The 17,345-nt window shown below is 40.5% G+C and carries 12 protein-coding genes; 5 read left to right on the top strand and 7 right to left on the bottom strand.

Going from position 1 to position 17,345, the window contains the following annotated elements:
• Positions 1-92: 92 nt before the first annotated feature.
• A complete protein-coding gene (locus ACQK2H_RS00450; protein ID WP_425389504.1) occupies positions 93-437 on the bottom strand; it encodes a PadR family transcriptional regulator in 345 nt (114 codons plus the stop codon).
• Between the two features lie 293 nt (positions 438-730).
• Here ACQK2H_RS00450 and ACQK2H_RS00445 point away from each other — a divergent pair, with 293 nt between their 5' ends.
• Entirely contained in the window at positions 731-1,201 is a 471-nt protein-coding gene (locus ACQK2H_RS00445; RefSeq protein WP_425389503.1) for a hypothetical protein, read from the top strand.
• Positions 1,202-1,259: 58 nt separating this feature from the next.
• Here ACQK2H_RS00445 and ACQK2H_RS00440 read toward each other — a convergent pair whose 3' ends face one another.
• The 4 genes from ACQK2H_RS00440 to ACQK2H_RS00425 form a co-directional block, all read right to left on the bottom strand.
• Positions 1,260-3,827 carry an ABC transporter permease gene (locus tag ACQK2H_RS00440; RefSeq protein ID WP_425389502.1) on the bottom strand — a complete coding sequence of 856 codons (2,568 nt, stop codon included), beginning with the start codon at positions 3,825-3,827 and terminating at the stop codon, positions 1,260-1,262.
• A 37-nt stretch (positions 3,828-3,864) separates the two neighbouring features.
• Positions 3,865-4,194 carry a PadR family transcriptional regulator gene (locus ACQK2H_RS00435; RefSeq protein WP_425389501.1) on the bottom strand — a complete coding sequence of 110 codons (330 nt, stop codon included), beginning with the start codon at positions 4,192-4,194 and terminating at the stop codon, positions 3,865-3,867.
• A gap of 170 nt (positions 4,195-4,364) precedes the next feature.
• Complete coding sequence (locus ACQK2H_RS00430) at positions 4,365-8,441, bottom strand: hypothetical protein (protein ID WP_425389500.1); 4,077 nt, start codon at positions 8,439-8,441, stop codon at positions 4,365-4,367.
• Between the two features lie 11 nt (positions 8,442-8,452).
• The gene (locus tag ACQK2H_RS00425) at positions 8,453-8,944 is read right to left on the bottom strand and encodes a T9SS type A sorting domain-containing protein (RefSeq protein WP_425389499.1); all 492 of its coding nucleotides are present in this window, start codon (positions 8,942-8,944) and stop codon (positions 8,453-8,455) included.
• A 161-nt stretch (positions 8,945-9,105) separates the two neighbouring features.
• Between ACQK2H_RS00425 and ACQK2H_RS00420 the strand changes: the two genes are divergently transcribed.
• The 3 genes from ACQK2H_RS00420 to ACQK2H_RS00410 all read left to right on the top strand — a co-directional run bounded on the left by ACQK2H_RS00420 (position 9,106) and on the right by ACQK2H_RS00410 (position 12,580).
• The gene (locus ACQK2H_RS00420; protein WP_425389498.1) at positions 9,106-10,950 is read left to right on the top strand and encodes a tetratricopeptide repeat protein; all 1,845 of its coding nucleotides are present in this window, start codon (positions 9,106-9,108) and stop codon (positions 10,948-10,950) included.
• A gap of 25 nt (positions 10,951-10,975) precedes the next feature.
• Positions 10,976-11,701, top strand: a complete 726-nt coding sequence (locus tag ACQK2H_RS00415; RefSeq protein WP_425389497.1) for a LytR/AlgR family response regulator transcription factor — start codon at positions 10,976-10,978, stop codon at positions 11,699-11,701.
• 96 nt (positions 11,702-11,797) lie between these two features.
• Positions 11,798-12,580: a DUF6503 family protein gene (locus tag ACQK2H_RS00410; protein ID WP_425389496.1), complete on the top strand. Its 783-nt coding sequence runs from the start codon at positions 11,798-11,800 to the stop codon at positions 12,578-12,580.
• A gap of 2 nt (positions 12,581-12,582) precedes the next feature.
• Here the strand turns inward: ACQK2H_RS00410 and ACQK2H_RS00405 are convergent, their stop codons facing one another.
• On the bottom strand, positions 12,583-13,029 hold the full coding sequence (locus ACQK2H_RS00405; protein ID WP_425389495.1) for a nuclear transport factor 2 family protein: 447 nt from the start codon (positions 13,027-13,029) through the stop codon (positions 12,583-12,585).
• Positions 13,030-13,059: 30 nt separating this feature from the next.
• Here ACQK2H_RS00405 and ACQK2H_RS00400 point away from each other — a divergent pair, with 30 nt between their 5' ends.
• A complete protein-coding gene (locus ACQK2H_RS00400; protein WP_425389494.1) occupies positions 13,060-14,100 on the top strand; it encodes a hypothetical protein in 1,041 nt (346 codons plus the stop codon).
• Between the two features lie 37 nt (positions 14,101-14,137).
• Here ACQK2H_RS00400 and ACQK2H_RS00395 read toward each other — a convergent pair whose 3' ends face one another.
• Positions 14,138-17,248, bottom strand: coding sequence for a CHAT domain-containing protein (locus ACQK2H_RS00395; RefSeq protein ID WP_425389493.1), 3,111 nt, complete (start codon positions 17,246-17,248; stop codon positions 14,138-14,140).
• Positions 17,249-17,345 lie beyond the last annotated feature (97 nt).

Here is a 17,345-nt window from a genome sequence, read left to right as displayed (position 1 = left end):
TTTGAGAAGGTTGGAATCAGTCCCACCCTTTAGGCCGGGCCGACGTTCGGTTGGGGTAGAGGGCTGATTCAAATTGATGTAAGCTCCACACTTCATAGTGTTGCAAATTTCACATCCAATGAGACGGACGGAATAGCTTCCCAAAGTGAATTGCGTGTCTCCTTGGTATACTGCATCGCTTCCTTGCCAAGTGCAGTAATCTTGTAATACCGTTTGGGACGCCCTGCACGCTCTTGCGTTGCATCCTTGTCAAGCGACTCCAAATAATCTTTATCCTCGAGCCTCTTTAATGCTGACTGTAAGGCACCAACACTTACATTTCTGTTGAGTCGGTTTTCAATTTCCTTTTTGATAGATACACCATACGCATCATCGTAGAGGATAGCGACCGTGAGCATCACGATCTCTTCGAATTCACCTAGTTGAAATTTCTTCATATCATAAAAGCTTAATAATCAATTATTTGCTGCTATAAAACTTCATGAGGCTCTCGTTCTCATTGAATGGGTAAAGCAGCATACTTGAATTAATTCCTATTTGTAGTGTTTACGAAGAAACAAAGTTTTGGTTATAAATTCCTAATTGTAGTAAAATTATTTTTTGGGACTCATTTTTGATTATGTCATATTGAGCGTAGCGAAAGATCTTCATAAATTAAGGATTGAGATCCTTCCTTTGTCAGGATGACACTCTAATCTTTATTATTATCTATGTAAATCAAAAATCACGAATGAAAGCAGCATCACTTGCAGGTATCAAAAGGGAACTGAAGCAACGTAATCCGGAGGAGGTGCTTGCTATCTGCTTGCGCTTGGGTCGTTTTAAAAAAGAGAATAAGGAATTGCTTACTTATCTGCTATTCGAAGCGGGGGATGAACAGAGCTACATAAAACTACTGAAAGAAGACATTGATGATATGATGGAAGAGATCAACATGACTCACCTCTATTATGTGAAAAAAGGGCTCCAAAAAATTGTTCGATCCTTGAATAAGTCGCTTCGCTATTCCGGACAAAAGCAGACTGAAGTGGAGGTGCGACTCCACTTCAGTCGGAGTATCAGAGATTCAGGAATTGTCATTCACAGACACAATACCATAAATAACCTATATCACAGAGAAATCAAGCGCATTGAAAAAGCTCTTACTTCTTTGCATGAGGATTTGCAAGCAGATTATCGGTATGAGTTGGAGCAGCTCTAAGAGCCTCTACAGTTTTTTCTACCCTGACAGGTTTCAAAAACCTGTCAGGGTTTTAAGTTTATTCATCTCGAAGTGATTCTACAGGATTGGCTGTTGCTGCTTTGATTGTTTTCGTGCTTATGATCAGCCATGCAATCGCGAGAGCAAGCAATGCTCCGGTAGCAAAATACCACCATTCTAATTCAGTGTGGTAAGCAAAATTTTGAAGCCATTCCTGTGCACCTAAGTAACTGAGCGGTATAGCGATCAGGATAGCCATCAGAACCAATTTTGTGAAATCTGTTGACAAGAGCAAAACGATTTTACTTACGGAACAACCAAGTACTTTCCTTATTCCAACCTCCTTTATTCGTCTCTCGGTGGTGAAGGTTACCAGTCCCAACAAACCGAGAGAGGAAATAATAATAGCAAAGAGTGCAAAATATCCGGACAAGGTGCCGATGCGTTGCTCTGAGGCATAAAGTGCCTCGTATTCATCCTCCATAAATTGTGATTCGAATGAAAAATTCGGATAAACTTCTTTATATAATTTTTCAACCTCTTCAATTACCCTCATTTCTGATCCGGCATCAATACGAACCATGTAGTTTTCACCCCAGTCTCTAAATCGAAAAATAAGTGGCTCAATCGGCTGATGCAGTGAGCCGTATTGAAAGTCTTCAACTACACCAATAATTTCCCTTGTCTCATCATCACCATATTTTAATTTGAAACCGATTGGCTCTTCCAGCCCCATCATTTGAAGTGCCGATTCATTTATTATCACCTTACTTCTGTCATCATTGAAGGCACGGCTATAGGATCTTCCGGCTATTAGTTTAAGCTCCAAGGTTTCAATGGTATTGTACCCAATTTTTGGCGACTTGAATAAATGATTTCGGTTCGCTGGATCACCGTTCCAATGGAATCCACTCCCACTGTCATTTCCCCATAAAAATGGCCCAGCCATACTGGTAGCGTTCTTTACTCCCGGAATTTTCTCAATTTCTGAAATAAGGATGTTGGGATCTACTCTATCCGATCCTTTTCCTTCGAAGGTGAGCAAGTTTGTCCGGTTATAACCCAACGGCTTATTCTCAATAAAGCTCAGCTGCCCATTGACAACCAACATTCCTATAATGAAAATAACCGACAGACTAAACTGAGTAATTACTAGTCCCTGCCTCATCCATTTTTCTCCAGACCTGGAAGGAAGTTTCCCCTTCATAATTGAGATTGGTCTAAACGAAGAAAGGTAAAATGCCGGATACAACCCTGCGATTAAGCCTAAGCCTATAACTGCAATAAATACGACAGGAATGATATCAAGAAGTGCAAAAGAGAGTGACTTATCTATGAGTTGGTTAAAGAATGGGAGCATGGCATAAACGAGGATGATTGATCCAACCATTGAGAAAAGAGACATAAGGGTAGACTCTGTTAAAAATTGAAAGATCAGCTGCTTTTTGTTACCTCCCATTGCTTTCTTCACTCCGATCTCCTTCAGTTTGGTTGAGGCTTGGGCGGTGGATAGATTGATAAAGTTTATAACTGCAATTAGAATGATGAATAAGGCGATGTAGGTAAATAGTCTAACATTTGCGATGCGACCACCAACCAGCTCACCATCTTCAAATTGGCCAAAGAGGTATCGATCGGAGTATTTCTGTAGAAATAGCTCGAATTTTTCATTTCCAATTTTTTGATCAATGTGGGTAGAAATTTTTTCATTGAAAGCTTTCACGTCTACATTTTCATTAAGCACTAAATAGGTTTCTGCGTATCCGCCTTTCCAATGATCTGCCCACTCATCAGCATCTATTAGAACTTCATAATTGATCATTAAATCAAACTGCCTGGTAGCATTCTTTGGAGGAGAAGCAAATACGCCAGTTATTGTGAATTGACGATCAAAAAGTGAACAGTTCCATTCAATAGTTTGGCCGATAGCATTTTGAGATTTTTCAAATAGCTTTTTTGCCAAAAATTCTGATATGACAACAGATTCTTTACTGCGAATAGCATTGTCCGGGTCACCAATGAGAAGCTTGTAGGATATCACGGAGAAGATGTTAGGATCGGCAAATTGTCCTTTCACTTCTTGGTGTTTATTATTTGAGGTAACAATTCCTTTTGGAATGAAAAACTTGTTGTTAACCCTCGTGCTCTTAATTACTTCCGGATACTCTTCCAACATGGACTTGGCAAGTCTTCCGGAAGTGTATTCCCAAGTGACCTTTTTAGCCGGGAGTTGGAAGTGTGTCATCGCCCGATAAAGGACTTGATCGTTTTCATTAAATGCGTCGACAGAGCGCTCATTTTCTATCCATAGGTGAATGAGAAAGACAAAGGCGAAAGCTGTAGAAAGGCCCAATAAATTTATTAGAAAGGTTGTCCTGTACCGTTTGAAACTTCTTACTGAGATTAATAGGTTGTGTTTGAACATGCCAACATAATTTAACCGTTTGCCATCGAAGACGGATTTAATAATACCTGGGCGGAATAGTTTTAATATCTCCCAAACAAATAGCCATGTGGATGGCCTTTTTTCAAACCGCTCCAACAGATCACCTTCAATGTCTTCCACATACTCCGGATGGCAGAACCATCTGAAGAAGCGTAAGGGATATTTTGGGGGTTGTTTCATTTAGTTTCGTTTAACCCTGACAGGTTTCAAAAACCTGTCAGGATTTTATGCTAAAAGAAGGAACGGCGTTCCATAGTCCTAAGCGCTGTTCCTTGGTGGTTTGTAGAATGTCTTTGCCCGCAGAGGTGAGGTGATAATATCGTTTTCGTTTGCCGCCACGTACGGCTGTGGCTTCCCCCATTTCAGAGCTGAGGTAATTCTTTTTTTCCAGACGCTTCAAAACAGTCTGTAGTGCTCCGATGCTGACCGAACGGTTTAGTCGCTTTTCCATCTCTTCGATGATTGCGAATCCATAGGCTTCATCTGTGAGGATAGCTACTGTGAGCATGACCACTTCCTCAAATTCTCCTAGTTGATGTTTTCCCATATTATTGATATTTACCTCAAATGTAGTATTAATAATTACACTTATACCTTAATTGTAGTTTTTATGTTGCGTTAAAGTAACAATATTTTTGAAAAGTGAGTTTATGAGGCAAAAAAAAGGACCACTCAACGGGTGGTCCTTTTATCTGCTTTAGTAGTTTTATTGTCTGCTTATGGTCCGATCCTTTTGACCGCTCTAACCTTATACGTTTCGCTTTTAAGAGGAGTGCTAACGGATCCATCGCTAAAGTCAACGGCAGTTGCATACATGCCCCCACCACCGTCTGTTGAACTCCAGTAAACAGCACTGCTTAAAACACCTGGTATGTTGTTGTATATGGTAAGCAATTCAGCTTCAGAAGGTAACCACCAGGAACCGTCTCCATCTACCGCCCTAGTAAGTCCGGCTGCATTACTTGTTCCGCATGCATCCGTTATGAGAGTGGTATTACCATCTCCATCACCAATGTTGGGACCATCCCCTCCTACATCAGGACTACAACCCCAAATGTCATCGCTTAAATCGGCTGATGAAGCGATGTATGTATTTAAAAAGTGGTCATCTGTATAGAAAATGATACCACCTGAATAGGTCAAACCGTAGAGGGCTGTTAGGTCATAACTTTCGTTTGTATCGTCTTGATCATCCAGCAAATCCTCAGCTATATAAATTTCCTGAGCGGTAAAACCCAAATCAAGCATTTCCTGATGAGTGACGACATCATTGTTAAACAGGTATTCTTCAGGATTTGCATATTGACGAATGATAAAAATGTCACTCAGAGTTACTGGACCCGGATCATATAAGGCCGGATCATTAATAATGTGAAACATTTCTACATTTTGATCAAAAAGTGTTTGCAACGGATCGGGATAAGATTTAGCCACAAGTGCATCATAAACTTGCTTAGCGGTATAATCTGATTCATGAAAAAGCAATTCAAGATCATTCTCAGCATCATTTTGCATAGCGTCAATAAAATCATTGAACCCTAGTGGACCCCAGCCATTCCCAATTACTTCCCAAGCCCAATCTCCATTCACATCTTGGAATATACTTCCGCCGCTATCGTCAATTGCTGTTCGAATGTCTGATAAACTGGTGCTTGTCAGGTCAAATATGTCTCGCATCCCACCAGAATATTCTGTCAGCAGATTGTAAAGTGATATGAATCCATCAAGCATGGCTTGCAGATTAGTGGGCGTATCACCAGGTAAGGTGCTAAAAATATTATCTATTGTATAATCCCCGGTCGGATCATTCTCATAGAGATCATTCAAGGGAGTAACTAAAGTGATGAAAACGTTAATATCAGCTCCAGCTACTTCCAGATTATCAATGGTGTAGCCCCCATCATATAAATTTTGATAAGAATAAGTAGTGGCATCATTGGTATATAATTCTGTGGCCGGAACACCCGCACTTCTTAGATCTGTAATAGTTGGGGCCGGACTTATTCCTTCCAGCTCATCAATAGAAACACCAGCGTTGTACAAGTCTTCGTATGTGGCTTCTCCGGAAGCAAATTGATTGGTATAGCTATATGTGATATTGTCATTATTGTATAAGGCTACAGGCGAAACCCCAGCAATCAATAAATCTGCAACACTTGGTGATGGATTGATGCTTTCAAGTTCATCAATGGTTCTACCACCGGCATACAGCTGTCCGTAGGTAAATCCATCATCAAATAAATCCTGGATAGTCTCTCCAGCGATGATCAATTGCTCTACTTCACCTCCAAACGAGCGTATTCCTGTGGAGTATACTGACCCTTGAGACCCATCTTTGGCAAGTGAGGCCTGAAATCCATTATTGAAGTTGATGTAGTAGACAGAGATAGCATCTACTTCTGTTGTAGACCAATGAGTAGAAGAAAAACTTCCATACCCTCCAACATGTAAGTTATTGTAGATTAAAGCAAGATCAGAGACGCTGGGGAGCATCCAATCATCAAAAGAATTATAGGTAATATTTTGCCAATAAGAAATTGCATTAGTCCAGATTGACGTACTCATTGTTGAAATTCCGGCTGATATTTTACCAGTTCCATCTCCCTCGTTTACATCGAATATCAACCCTCCCTGATAGGTAGCCCCATTAAATTCCGCAGCTACTTTCCCTGCATCAAGTAGCTCTTTTACTGTAATATTCGCATTTAGTAATTGCTGAACGGAAAGTCCCTCATTTACCAAGTCCTGAACAGTGGCACCTTCATCCAGAAGGTCTCTTCCATTGACTCCTGCATTTATGGCAGCCGCCCAGTTTTCTTCCAGAATATCTACTCGTGTGGTCAATGCACTAAGCGCATCTGATAGAGTCGTAACAGTAGCTTCTAAAGCATCCACATACGCTTTGGTGGCCGCATCTTGGGGATTTGTGGGATCTTCCAGGTTGGTGATGGGCTCACCTCCGGCATCATTGCTTACAATAAGTACATCACTTAAATTTTGCGTTTCGTTGGTCAAATAATTTTGATCTGCATGGTTGCCCCAAGTAGCAGCTTCGTCCCAGCTGGTAATATCTGATGAGGTCACACCGCTCACATCACTGGCTGCAAAAACTGGATCTGTTTCAGCATCTAACAAGGGTAAGAGATCCGTGCTGATTGTGCCTCCTGCGTCAGTTGTTTCCAAATTGGTGCCATTGAGAACAATGGTTGTATTTAGTTCGTTGGTAGGATCTGCATCTGCATCATCTACAATGGAGCTTAAATCTGTGGTTATCGTACCCCCTGCCTCTGTTATTTCCAGGTCAGTCCCATTTAGAACAACAGTAGTAATGAGTTCATTGGTAATGTCTTCCTTCAAGTCGGATAGGATTACGGTATTGCCACCTGAAATTGTTAGGAGCTCCCCATTTTCTTGTACACTAAGTGTCTGCAGCTCATTGGTCACATCTCCATCCACCTCAGTAAAAGAGGTGAGATAGCCATCATTGGCCACAAAAGCATCTACTTCTGCTTCGGAAAGCTGTGTATTGGTATCAATACCCGAAAGATCGATAGTTGATCCGTCAGTTATACTCAGTTCTGTTCCAGCAAGTGAGATATCCTGAAGTTCATTGGTGACATCCCCATCAGCTTCCGTAAAAGAGGTGATATATCCATTGTTGGCCACATAGGCGTCTACTTCGGCTTCCGAGAGTTGGGTGTTGGTATCGGTAAAGTTCGTAATCGTACTTAAGTCGATGGTAGTGCCACCGGTGATGGAAAGATCTGATCCTGCAAGTGTCAGATCCTGAGTTTCTGTTGTTAGGTAGCCATTGTTGCCTACATAGTCATCTACCTCGGCTTCCGTCAATTTCGTATCGGTATCTATTACTGCAAGATCAACAGTAGATCCATCGCTGATGGATAATTCAGTACCAGTTAGTGTTAGGTCTTGAATTTCGTTGGTTATATCACCGTCAACTTCTGTAATTAGATATCCATTGTTGGCAACAAAGGCGTCAACTTCTTCCTCAGATAGCTGGGTGTCTGTATCAGTGAAATCTGTCAGTGTACTTAAGTCAATCGTGGAACCACCCGTAATGGAAAGATCTGATCCCGAGAGTGCAAGATCTTGCGTTTCAGTTGTGAGATAGCCGTTATTGGATACGAAATCATCTACCTCTGTTTCTGTTAGTTGCGTGTTGGTATCAGTATCAATTTCTGAAAGGTCAACAGTTGAACCATCAGTTATGCTGAGTTCAGTGCCATTGAGTGCAATGTCTTGAGGTGAGCCTTCTTCGCCAACCAGTGAGGCAAGAAAGTCTTCTTCACTTCCTGTATTCCCTGCTTCTAACCAAATTTCGTAAGCGGATTTACCATCCGCTCCGTCCTCACCATCCGCTCCATCATTAGCCGCTGAAGCGGCATACATGGCGAAAGGCACACTCATTAGCTGGCTAGTACCCATCACCGAATAGTTACTTCCACCATTTTGGTCGATAGCTGTTTCTAGAAAATAGGGACCAGCCGCCCAATCGATGGTGGAAAATGATCCGGTACTAGCATTACCCTGACCTATGATCAGGTCAATGAGCCCGAAGGAGTTGGTGGTTTTGGCGAAAGTTTCACTATACACCACCGAACCATTGGTAGAGCCTTGAATGAGACTCATTCGGATGCCCACAGACTGATTGACCAGCACTTCCCCGGAGTTGTTTCTCACAACCGCCTGGTAGTTGAATCCTCCTGGGCTTTGAGCATGCGATCCAATGAATATAAGGAGTCCGATTATGTAAAATTTGGCACGCGATTTCATATTAAAATGGGTTATTTGAGTAGAATTTTAGATGTCTGTACTAGTTCCTCCCGACTATTGGTCAGAAATAGCTGATATGATCCTTTTGCTAGAGGTTGAACATCTATTGTGATGGAAGTATTGAATGCTCCGGAAGCCAGTTTTGCTCCGTTTAGGTCATAGAGTGTGTAAAAAATAGTGATGTCAGATTCTGACTGAATCGTCAAAAAATTCCGAGCAGGGTTAGGAAAAGTGCTGATATGGAACTCCTCATCTGCGACTTCTAAAGCTTCCACAATTTCAGAGAAGGATTGGTGAAAACCCTGTGTGACGATAATGTTGGTGACACTCGCAGTTGTATTGATCAGTTGCCCCACCGAAAAATCCATTTGGAAGCCGTTAGCCTGATAGCTGCTCCCGGCACTGGAGATCAAGTGTTGGTTGGCTACTTGTGCATGCACCGACGTGCTAATCAGAAGATAGAGGGTAAGGAGTGCAGGCGATATGATTTTTATGCGTTTCATGGTAGTGATGTTGATTAATAATGCCAGCTGCGGTACTGACACAAATTCGTGCTAAATGATATTAGCTACAAGTCTCCGTCCGGTAGTAGTACAAAATCGTCCAAAAGTGGTCAAGGCCTGTCCGTTATTTGAATTGGATTTGTTATTTTACAAGAGTCACCATGAAGCTTGCCTTAATTCTGTTGTTGTTAATTCCAACCTTGCTAATTGCACAGCATATTCGAAAAGAGGCTTATACGCATCCGGATTCAGTACTGGAACTAATCGCAGCTATGGATACTAAGGCGCTAAACCTGGATCAATCCCTGGCAAAAGGGATTGCTTTGCTAAAGACCTCTCGATATGACTCATCTATAGTTGTACTAAAATCGATTAAGAACCGGTTCAATGAAATGTCTCATGGAGAGAGCATTGAGTTATCTTATTTGCTGGCACGATGTTATTATTTCAAGGGAGATTATTCGGAGGCTATTTCAAATATTTTGGAAGCAGTATCAGGTGCCGAGCAAATTGATTCTGATAAAGACATTGTTTTTACCAAGAAGTTCGCAGGGGAATTGTACAGAGCTTCCGATAATCCTTATCTGGCTCGAAAATACCTGGAAGAAGCCCTTGAATTGGCGTATCAAATCAATGATCAATTGGGAATAGCCTATTCATTGAATCGTCTGGGAGTGCTTGCTTATCAGGATCAGAATCATGAGGAGGCAGACTCCTTGTTTCAACTCTCAATGCCTATTGCCATTGAACTAAATGATCAGAACGTGATATCCATGAATTTGAATGACATGGGTGAGGTTTACAATAACGCCAAAGATTTTGAACGAAGTTTAGCCCTTTATCAGCAAGCATTGGAGCTTCCGCTAAGTTTAGACATGAAGATTAATACAAGGATTAACATAGCACGTACTTATGTAAGTATGGGTAAATTCAATGAGGGCATTGCTTCGGCGAAGGAGGCACTTAATGCTGCTAATGTTGCTGAGATTTTGACTCTTGCAGTAGATGCTGCTAGAGTAATTGCTGACGGCTATATGTTTCAAGGTCTACATGAAGAAGGGATTAAGTATTACCGAACATATATGAATTATCGGGGCAAATTATTTGAAGAGAAGAAAAATGCTGAAATTCTGGAACTGGAAACCAAATATGCTACGGAGAAAAATAAACTACTTGTTGAGGCAAAAGATATTGAAATTAAGCGGCAGGAGGCTAGCATTAGATTATTTATTATTGGATCTTTCATTTTAGCCTGCCTGTTATTTGTCATTGCCTATTTCTACATCCGTTCTCGAAAATTGCAACGAGAATTATCGTCTCTCAACCAAACCAAGGATAAGCTTTTTGCAATAGTTTCTCATGATCTAAGAAATGCCTTGTCTTCATTTGAAGGGATTGGTAGCGTGATTGTGAAATATGTGGAAAGAAAGGAATATGATAAAGTTGAAAAAATTGTGGGTGAATTTGATAAAGAGTCCCATCAGATACACGAGCTATTAGACAATTTATTGAACTGGTCAGTAACTCAACTCAAAGAGACCCCATATAAACCAGAAAGTGTAGAGCTAAATTCGCTTGCTAAAGGAGTGCAAGCTTTATACGAAGGGATAGCTAAGGAGAAGAATATCAATATAATATTGAATGTGAATAATGACCATAGGGTTAACGCGGACCCGAATGCTTTGAGTTTGATAATTCGAAATTTGGTTGGTAATGCAATCAAATATTCAAAAGAAGATAGTGAGATTAGGATAACCTCGATATGCAAAGCAGATATGGTTGAAGTTCGAATTGCTGATACAGGAATCGGGTTTGATCGGGAACAACTGGTTAAATTGTCATCTCCCTCGGCAGTAGAAACAAAGTCAGGGACTAAGGGAGAAAAAGGAACCGGATTGGGGTTGACATTGTGCTTGGAGTACCTCTATTTACATAACAGCACGTTAGAAGTTGTACCTAATAAGCCATCAGGAACTATTTTTAAGTTTCAGCTCGCTGTAGCTTAGGATTTTTCGTCATTAAAATTTTTAAATGCCGCATATCAAGGTATTGGTTGTAGAAGACAAAGAACTTCACTTTAGCAAAATCGAATTGCTTTTGGAAGAAATCGGTTGGCATGTATGCGGTCATGCTACCTCTGGTGATGAAGCACTTAGGCTTGTAAAGGCAGTGTCTCCAGATATTATTTTGATGGATATCAAAATTGATGGTGAAAAGTCAGGGATCGATGTGGCAGAGAAACTTAAAGAGGATGATATCCCAATCATTTTTACAACTTCTTTTAAAGATGATAAGACAGTAGAGCGAGCCATCTCCACCGGACCTTACGCCTACTTGACAAAGCCGATAAACAAAACGGAACTTCAGGCCGCAATTTCAATAGCTTTGTTTAAGTCGGATTCACCAGAACCGTCTAATAATGAAATTTTAATAAAAGAATCAATTTTTGTTAAGCAGGTTGATGAAATTGTGAAAATTAGTTTTGAAGATGTCCTTTGGATAGGATCTGCAGAGGAAGAAAAATATTTACAAATTCAGCTCACAGATAATTCATTGCGAGTTCGCTCTTCATTATCTCAAATGATGGAGAAACTGCCCAAGAATTTTGTTAGGATCAATTCGTCAACCGTTATTAATCTCAAAAGAATTGAACGAATACAGGATAAACTTAATTTAATAACGGTAGGTGAATTTGAACTATCCATAAGCCGCAGATTTAAAAAGGGTCTAATGGATAAGCTTTCGTTTCTTAACTAAGAAAGTTTTGTAATCTTCATTACGTTTGGCGCCTGTCTTCAACGCAATAACCTGGTTTTGGTAGTCTCCTATTTATCTTCGTCAAAAAATCATGAAATGAAATATCTATTCATCCTAATAATACCACTGCTGATTTCTTGTCAGCCATCAAAGCAATCTGAAAAGCAACCGATAGAAGCCGTATACAACGCACCTAGCCATCATTCCGAATCCCTAACTAAAGTATTTGATGCACACGGGAGCTATGAACAGTGGTCCAAAATGAAGTCGCTGGCTTATGTAAAAGGAGAGGAATCAACTGTAACAAACCTTCAAAACAGAAAGATTCGCTTGGAGTCACCTAAGCAGACCATTGGCTTTGACGGGAAAGATGTTTGGGTAACACCCGATAGCGTGGATACGGAAAGGACACGGTTTTATCACAACTTATATTTCTACTTCTATGCCATGCCTTTTGTTGTCGGTGATCCGGGCGCTTTTTACGAAGATGTAGAACCTCGCGAACTACTTGGAAAAACAAACAATGGAATCAAGATTTCTTACGGAGACAGCATCGGCGATGCACCAGAAGACAATTACATATTGTGGTATGATACGGAGACTAACAAAATGGAATGGTTGATGTATACAGTAACCTATCGAAGCGGTGAGCCCAGTGATACTTATAAGTTGATAAAATACGATAAGTGGGCAGAGGTTAATGGGCTGCTCTTGCCTACAGCCATTCAATGGCATCAGTTTAAGGATGACTCAGTTGGTGAGATGAGTAATGAAGTGCTTTTTGAAAACATCAAAATCATAGAAGAGCCACCGGCTGATAGCTTATTTGATATGCCTGAGGATGCACAGATAGCCCCGCTCAACGTTGGTAAGGGCTAACTTTATTCAATAAGTGTATCATGGAAGCCCGCTCTCAGCCAGCGGCTTCCATCATATATCCAAACATTGGATACCCTGAACTTTTTGTCAAACTGCTCACCATTATCCACCCCAACGGTTGATATCCTTGCTGTAGTGATAGCAACATCCTTGTGCATTTCAATTGATAGCTCATCCATCTCATAAGATTCAACGATAAGGGCTCCTTCATTGATTTTTGTGGAACGGTTATTCATATAACCCAACCATGTTTCTTTATCAAATGATTTCCAAGAGGAGTTGGTATGTACGTAGTTCTCGGCAATCATAGATGAAAGCTTTTCAACATCACCGGCCTTATAAGCTTGGTTAAATTCTTCAAGGGTCAATTTTAACTCTTCCTCTAAAGGAACGTTTTGATTAGAACAGCCAATTGAAAGAATTAAAAAAATTATAACCAGTTTATTCATTTTATCTTTGGAAATTATCACCCATTACTCATGAAGCAATTATACCTCATATTCATACTTTTTGTTGCTCTAAGTTATAACTCGTCAGCACAAGAGGGCCCATCGCCTTTGGATGATTTGCCGGATTATATCACACAAGTAACGCATTTTGGTCAACGAGCAGACTGGTCACATGATGGAGAGCGCATTCTTTTCATTGAAAAAACATTTGGAGACGTGTTTGAGGTGGAAGTAGCCACTGGGAAGATCACACCAATGACCCATCATTTTTTTCATGAAGGATTTGTGAGAGCACTCTATCTGGCCAATGGAGATATCCTTCTTTCGGGAGCTAAGAACTTTAACTCCGAAGATCCTTGGAAAAGCAGAGATGCCAGAAATACGGAGCTATGGGTTTTAAAGAAAGATTTGAAATCACCACCTGTGGCTTTGGGAGTTCATTGTAAAGAAGGCCCTGCTGTTTCAAGAAAGAAAATGAATATTGCCTGGGCATTGGGCTCTACCATTTATATCGGTGAAATCGACTATGAAAATGAAAAACCGAAATTGAAAAATTGGAAGCCTCTGTTTACTTCAGGAATTCTTCCATCTCCGGCCAAAGGTTGGGATTTAGAAACTCAAAACTTCAACCCGGTCAATGAAAAGGAATTGTTCTTTTATGCTTTTGGCGGACAGTTTGGCTTTCAGGCTGAGGTCATGGGATATAATATTGAGGAAAAAAAGTTTACCAATTATTCAAAAAGCAAAGAGACGTACGATGAGGCTGAAGGCATTTTTCCAGATGGGCTTACCATGCTTATAGAGAGTAATAGACACAGGCTTAACTACAAAGGGATGAAAGAATTTCTAACGCTCGATATCTATATGCTCAAACTGGATGAGACTGGAGATGTAGAGCGGGTGACTTACTTTAATGACAACCCGGAGTACAAAGCATCAAACCCGGTAGTGAGCGATGATGGTCGCTACATGGCTTTTCAGCATGCACATGCAGAAGACCCTGCCGGCAAGGGGAGAGGTATTTTAGTTATGGACTTGAAGGCCTGGGAAAAGAAAAAGGGAAAGCGATAAGCTCTCCCTCTATAATTCATTAAATATTTGATATCTATTACTCTCCAATCATCACAAAGGCCCCCCAGTAATAAGGTTTCTTATATTTTTCTCTCAATTTTTTCTGGGCAGTATTAAATGCTAGTTGTTTGTCTCCGTGTGACAACCACTCCTGATAAAAAGTAGTCATTAGCTCTTGTGTTGCGTCATCATCTACTGTCCACATGGACATGATGATTGCATCTGCTCCGGCGATCTGGAACGCACGCTGTAACCCATATACTCCTTCGCCATTTTTAATTTCACCTAGTCCGGTTTCACATGCTGATAATACCACTACATCTGTTTTATCCAGGTTCATATTCATGGCCTCAAAAGCGGTTAAAATCCCATCATTCCCGCCTGATTCAGCAACGATTTCACCGGTTTGGATAAAGTTGTTGGCCCCTGCAAGAATGAGCCCCGACCTTAGCAAAGGATTCTGTACATATGAATCATCAGATTGTGCATCCGGATCTTGCTCAAGGAAAAACCCATGAGTTGCAATGTGAAGAATATTTGGATTATCAACACCTTTAACAGTACTTTCCAATGCGTCATTTAGAAAATAGGTGTCCCTGTTTCGTCCGTTCGCAGCATATAAACTATCGATAAGTTCTACCTCTTTCTTCGTGCCGGGAAGCATTCCCAGACCGTTAAATGACTGCATATATCTCACCAGGTTGCCACGGACTCCCCTTGGAATTCCTCTGGAAAGTTCTTCTTTGCTCGCTTTGCCACGAGAGCCCCGTGCACCTCTAACACCCCTAACGCCGCGATCGTCTGCGCTTTCATCGTTCAAATTAGAACCCATAGAATACTGAGGGTATCCAAAAAACACACTTCTTCCACCTGGCTCAAACGACTGACTTTCTTCCAGCAAATCTTTTGTATTGGTTACTAAAGCAAGATCTATTTCATTTAATAAGTAATCCTTCGTTCCAGGGTTTTGAAGTGTGTAAATACTGATCTGATTATACACTCCATCAGGGGCGAAATATATCTTATTAACACCCTCAAGTCTGCGCGCAATTGGCTGCCAAAACAATCGGTAACTATAGTTTTCGGAGATTTTATACTTAATGGCATTTCGATAATTGGCCAGAAATTTCTTCTCCATTTGATCGCCGTTCCTTAAAACGACCATTTCCGGATTATCCTCGGTATCGTGCCGAACAATCATGGCAGCATAGAATACTTCATCAGTGAATACACCTGCAGAATCCGTGGAAAAATTTCGATATCTGACCATTTCTACGGCTGCTTCTCCTGGCTTTAAAACATCCCGGATATCTTTCCATGAATAGGACTTACTAGCAAAGTTATCCCCAAACGCTTGAGAGGCTTTACTAAGTTCTTCTTCCAGAGCATTAGAAGATGCAGTTAATGAGTCGATTTTTTTATTTCTGACTTCCAGCTCAATATCGGTTGCACTGAAAAGTTTAGCTAATTGTTCCTTTTGACTGATCCAATCTTCGAACTTGGTGATAAGTGCTTCATCACCGCTGGATAAAATACCTTCTCTAACCTTGGTGGTAGCATACATGATCAGTCCTTTGAGAGCGAGTTGGTAATCATATATTTCGCCGAGGAGTTCTTTGTCTTCCCTGGAGGTTTCCTGGATGAACGAAATGTATTGTTCAAATGCTGGTTTGAGATTGGTGTAATAAAATGTAGCTTTTTCGTCTTCAGTTAAAACAGGAAAGAAGGTATTAATCTGTTGGAAATAATTACCGAATGTCTCCTTGTAATATTTTAGGGCTTCATCATTATTTCCTTGCTTCCAGTTAATGATTGCAAGCTGGTTTGCACTCCGAGCAAAAAACGGATGTTGTTCACCAAGTGCTTTTTTTCTGATCTCGTACGCTCGTGTTGCTAATGGTTTAGCTTTATTTATCTCTTCGTATCCAAGGTGAGCGTTAGCTAAATTAAAATATGGAAAAGCAGTTTCAGGGTGATCTTCTCCTAACGTAGATTCGTATGTTTTGATGGCCTTTTGTCCAAATTCAATTGCTCGTCTTACTTCTCCTTTTTCATAGTACAGCCTGGAAAGTGTTGTTTCTATTCGTCCATAGTCAATGCCATCAGGGTCGGACTGTTCCATGATACTTAGTGCTTCTAATAGAATTTCTTCCGCTCTGTTATACTGCTTAGCCTCCAAGTAAGTCAATCCGTAAGTAATAAGGTCAATTGCATAGATGAATGATGTTTCACCATAATACTCTTTATTTGTTGTGATTACTTCTTGTTGAATTTCCAATGCCTGATCATAGTTACCAAGCTCAAAATAAACTTGAGCTAAGTTGGACTTTAAATTCGCAACCATGTCTTCATTATCTCCCTGAAGCCTATTCAATATATCAAGTGCCTCTGTGAACAGTTCCTCAGCATCTGGAATTTTTCCTTTATCAAGGTATGAAACTCCAAGGCTGTTAAGAGTGGAAACATATTCAAACGTTGTTTCTAATCCATTTTCTTCAAAGACTTTAATGCCCTTAAAGAGATTTTTTTCTGCTTTTCTGAAAGAACCTTCAATCGCGTAACTGTCTCCAATCCACTTGTAGGTAACGCCTTCTTCAATAGTATTTTTGTCAACTGCTTTCTTTACTTCTTCAGCAGCATCAAGCGCTTTCGTAGCTTGCTCCGTCTGTAAATACAGCAATATTAGTGCCCTGGATGAATCAAAATATTCTTCACTTTTTTTGCCAAATTCATTTTCGTCAGCCTTTCTGATAGAAGTAAGAAACTCTTCTGCAGCACCATAGTAGCCCAGCTCCGTTTGAAGAGTGGCCATGTTATAAAGGAGATCCTTTATGTCTCCATTTGGATCAATTTTCTTACGTAAGTCGAGCTCTAGCTGATAGAAGTCCAGGGCTTGTTGGAAGTCTCCAAGTTCATAGTCATAAGCTTCCGCCAAATAGCTATAAACGTTTGCTGCGACTGTGTCTTCTTTATTTAAGAATGTCTCTTTTGCCTCTTCCTCACTATCCAGAATAGTGGCATAATCATAATCCAGGTATGCATCGTCCAGTTTATAGTAAAGCTTTTCGGCTTTTTTATTTTCAAAGGCATATTGGGCAAAAATGGAAGTACTAAGAAGCAGGGTGAATGCAGTATATAGCAGTTTCATGGTAGTGTATTTTATAACAAATAAAGTAAGAGCTTTTCCAATTGAAAAATCAATACAGTTTAAGAAATATAAAGATAGTGTATCCCCATGCCTTTTA

Source organism: Ekhidna sp. (genome assembly GCF_965228795.1).
In the GTDB taxonomy this organism is placed as follows: Bacteria; Bacteroidota; Bacteroidia; order Cytophagales; family Cyclobacteriaceae; genus Ekhidna.
This window is presented reverse-complemented; position numbering and strand designations above follow the sequence as displayed.

Excerpts from the sequence above, each read along its gene's own strand:
- ACQK2H_RS00410 (WP_425389496.1), top strand. The coding sequence starts at position 11,798 with ATGAAATATCTATTCATCCTAATAATACCACTGCTGATTTCTTGTCAG.
- ACQK2H_RS00440 (WP_425389502.1), bottom strand. The coding sequence starts at position 3,827 with ATGAAACAACCCCCAAAATATCCCTTACGCTTCTTCAGATGGTTCTGC.
- ACQK2H_RS00425 (WP_425389499.1), bottom strand. The coding sequence starts at position 8,944 with ATGAAACGCATAAAAATCATATCGCCTGCACTCCTTACCCTCTATCTT.
- ACQK2H_RS00400 (WP_425389494.1), top strand. The coding sequence starts at position 13,060 with ATGAAGCAATTATACCTCATATTCATACTTTTTGTTGCTCTAAGTTAT.
- ACQK2H_RS00420 (WP_425389498.1), top strand. The coding sequence starts at position 9,106 with ATGAAGCTTGCCTTAATTCTGTTGTTGTTAATTCCAACCTTGCTAATT.
- ACQK2H_RS00430 (WP_425389500.1), bottom strand. The coding sequence starts at position 8,441 with ATGAAATCGCGTGCCAAATTTTACATAATCGGACTCCTTATATTCATT.
- ACQK2H_RS00395 (WP_425389493.1), bottom strand. The coding sequence starts at position 17,248 with ATGAAACTGCTATATACTGCATTCACCCTGCTTCTTAGTACTTCCATT.
- ACQK2H_RS00445 (WP_425389503.1), top strand. The coding sequence starts at position 731 with ATGAAAGCAGCATCACTTGCAGGTATCAAAAGGGAACTGAAGCAACGT.
- ACQK2H_RS00435 (WP_425389501.1), bottom strand. The coding sequence starts at position 4,194 with ATGGGAAAACATCAACTAGGAGAATTTGAGGAAGTGGTCATGCTCACA.
- ACQK2H_RS00450 (WP_425389504.1), bottom strand. The coding sequence starts at position 437 with ATGAAGAAATTTCAACTAGGTGAATTCGAAGAGATCGTGATGCTCACG.
- ACQK2H_RS00405 (WP_425389495.1), bottom strand. The coding sequence starts at position 13,029 with ATGAATAAACTGGTTATAATTTTTTTAATTCTTTCAATTGGCTGTTCT.
- ACQK2H_RS00415 (WP_425389497.1), top strand. The coding sequence starts at position 10,976 with ATGCCGCATATCAAGGTATTGGTTGTAGAAGACAAAGAACTTCACTTT.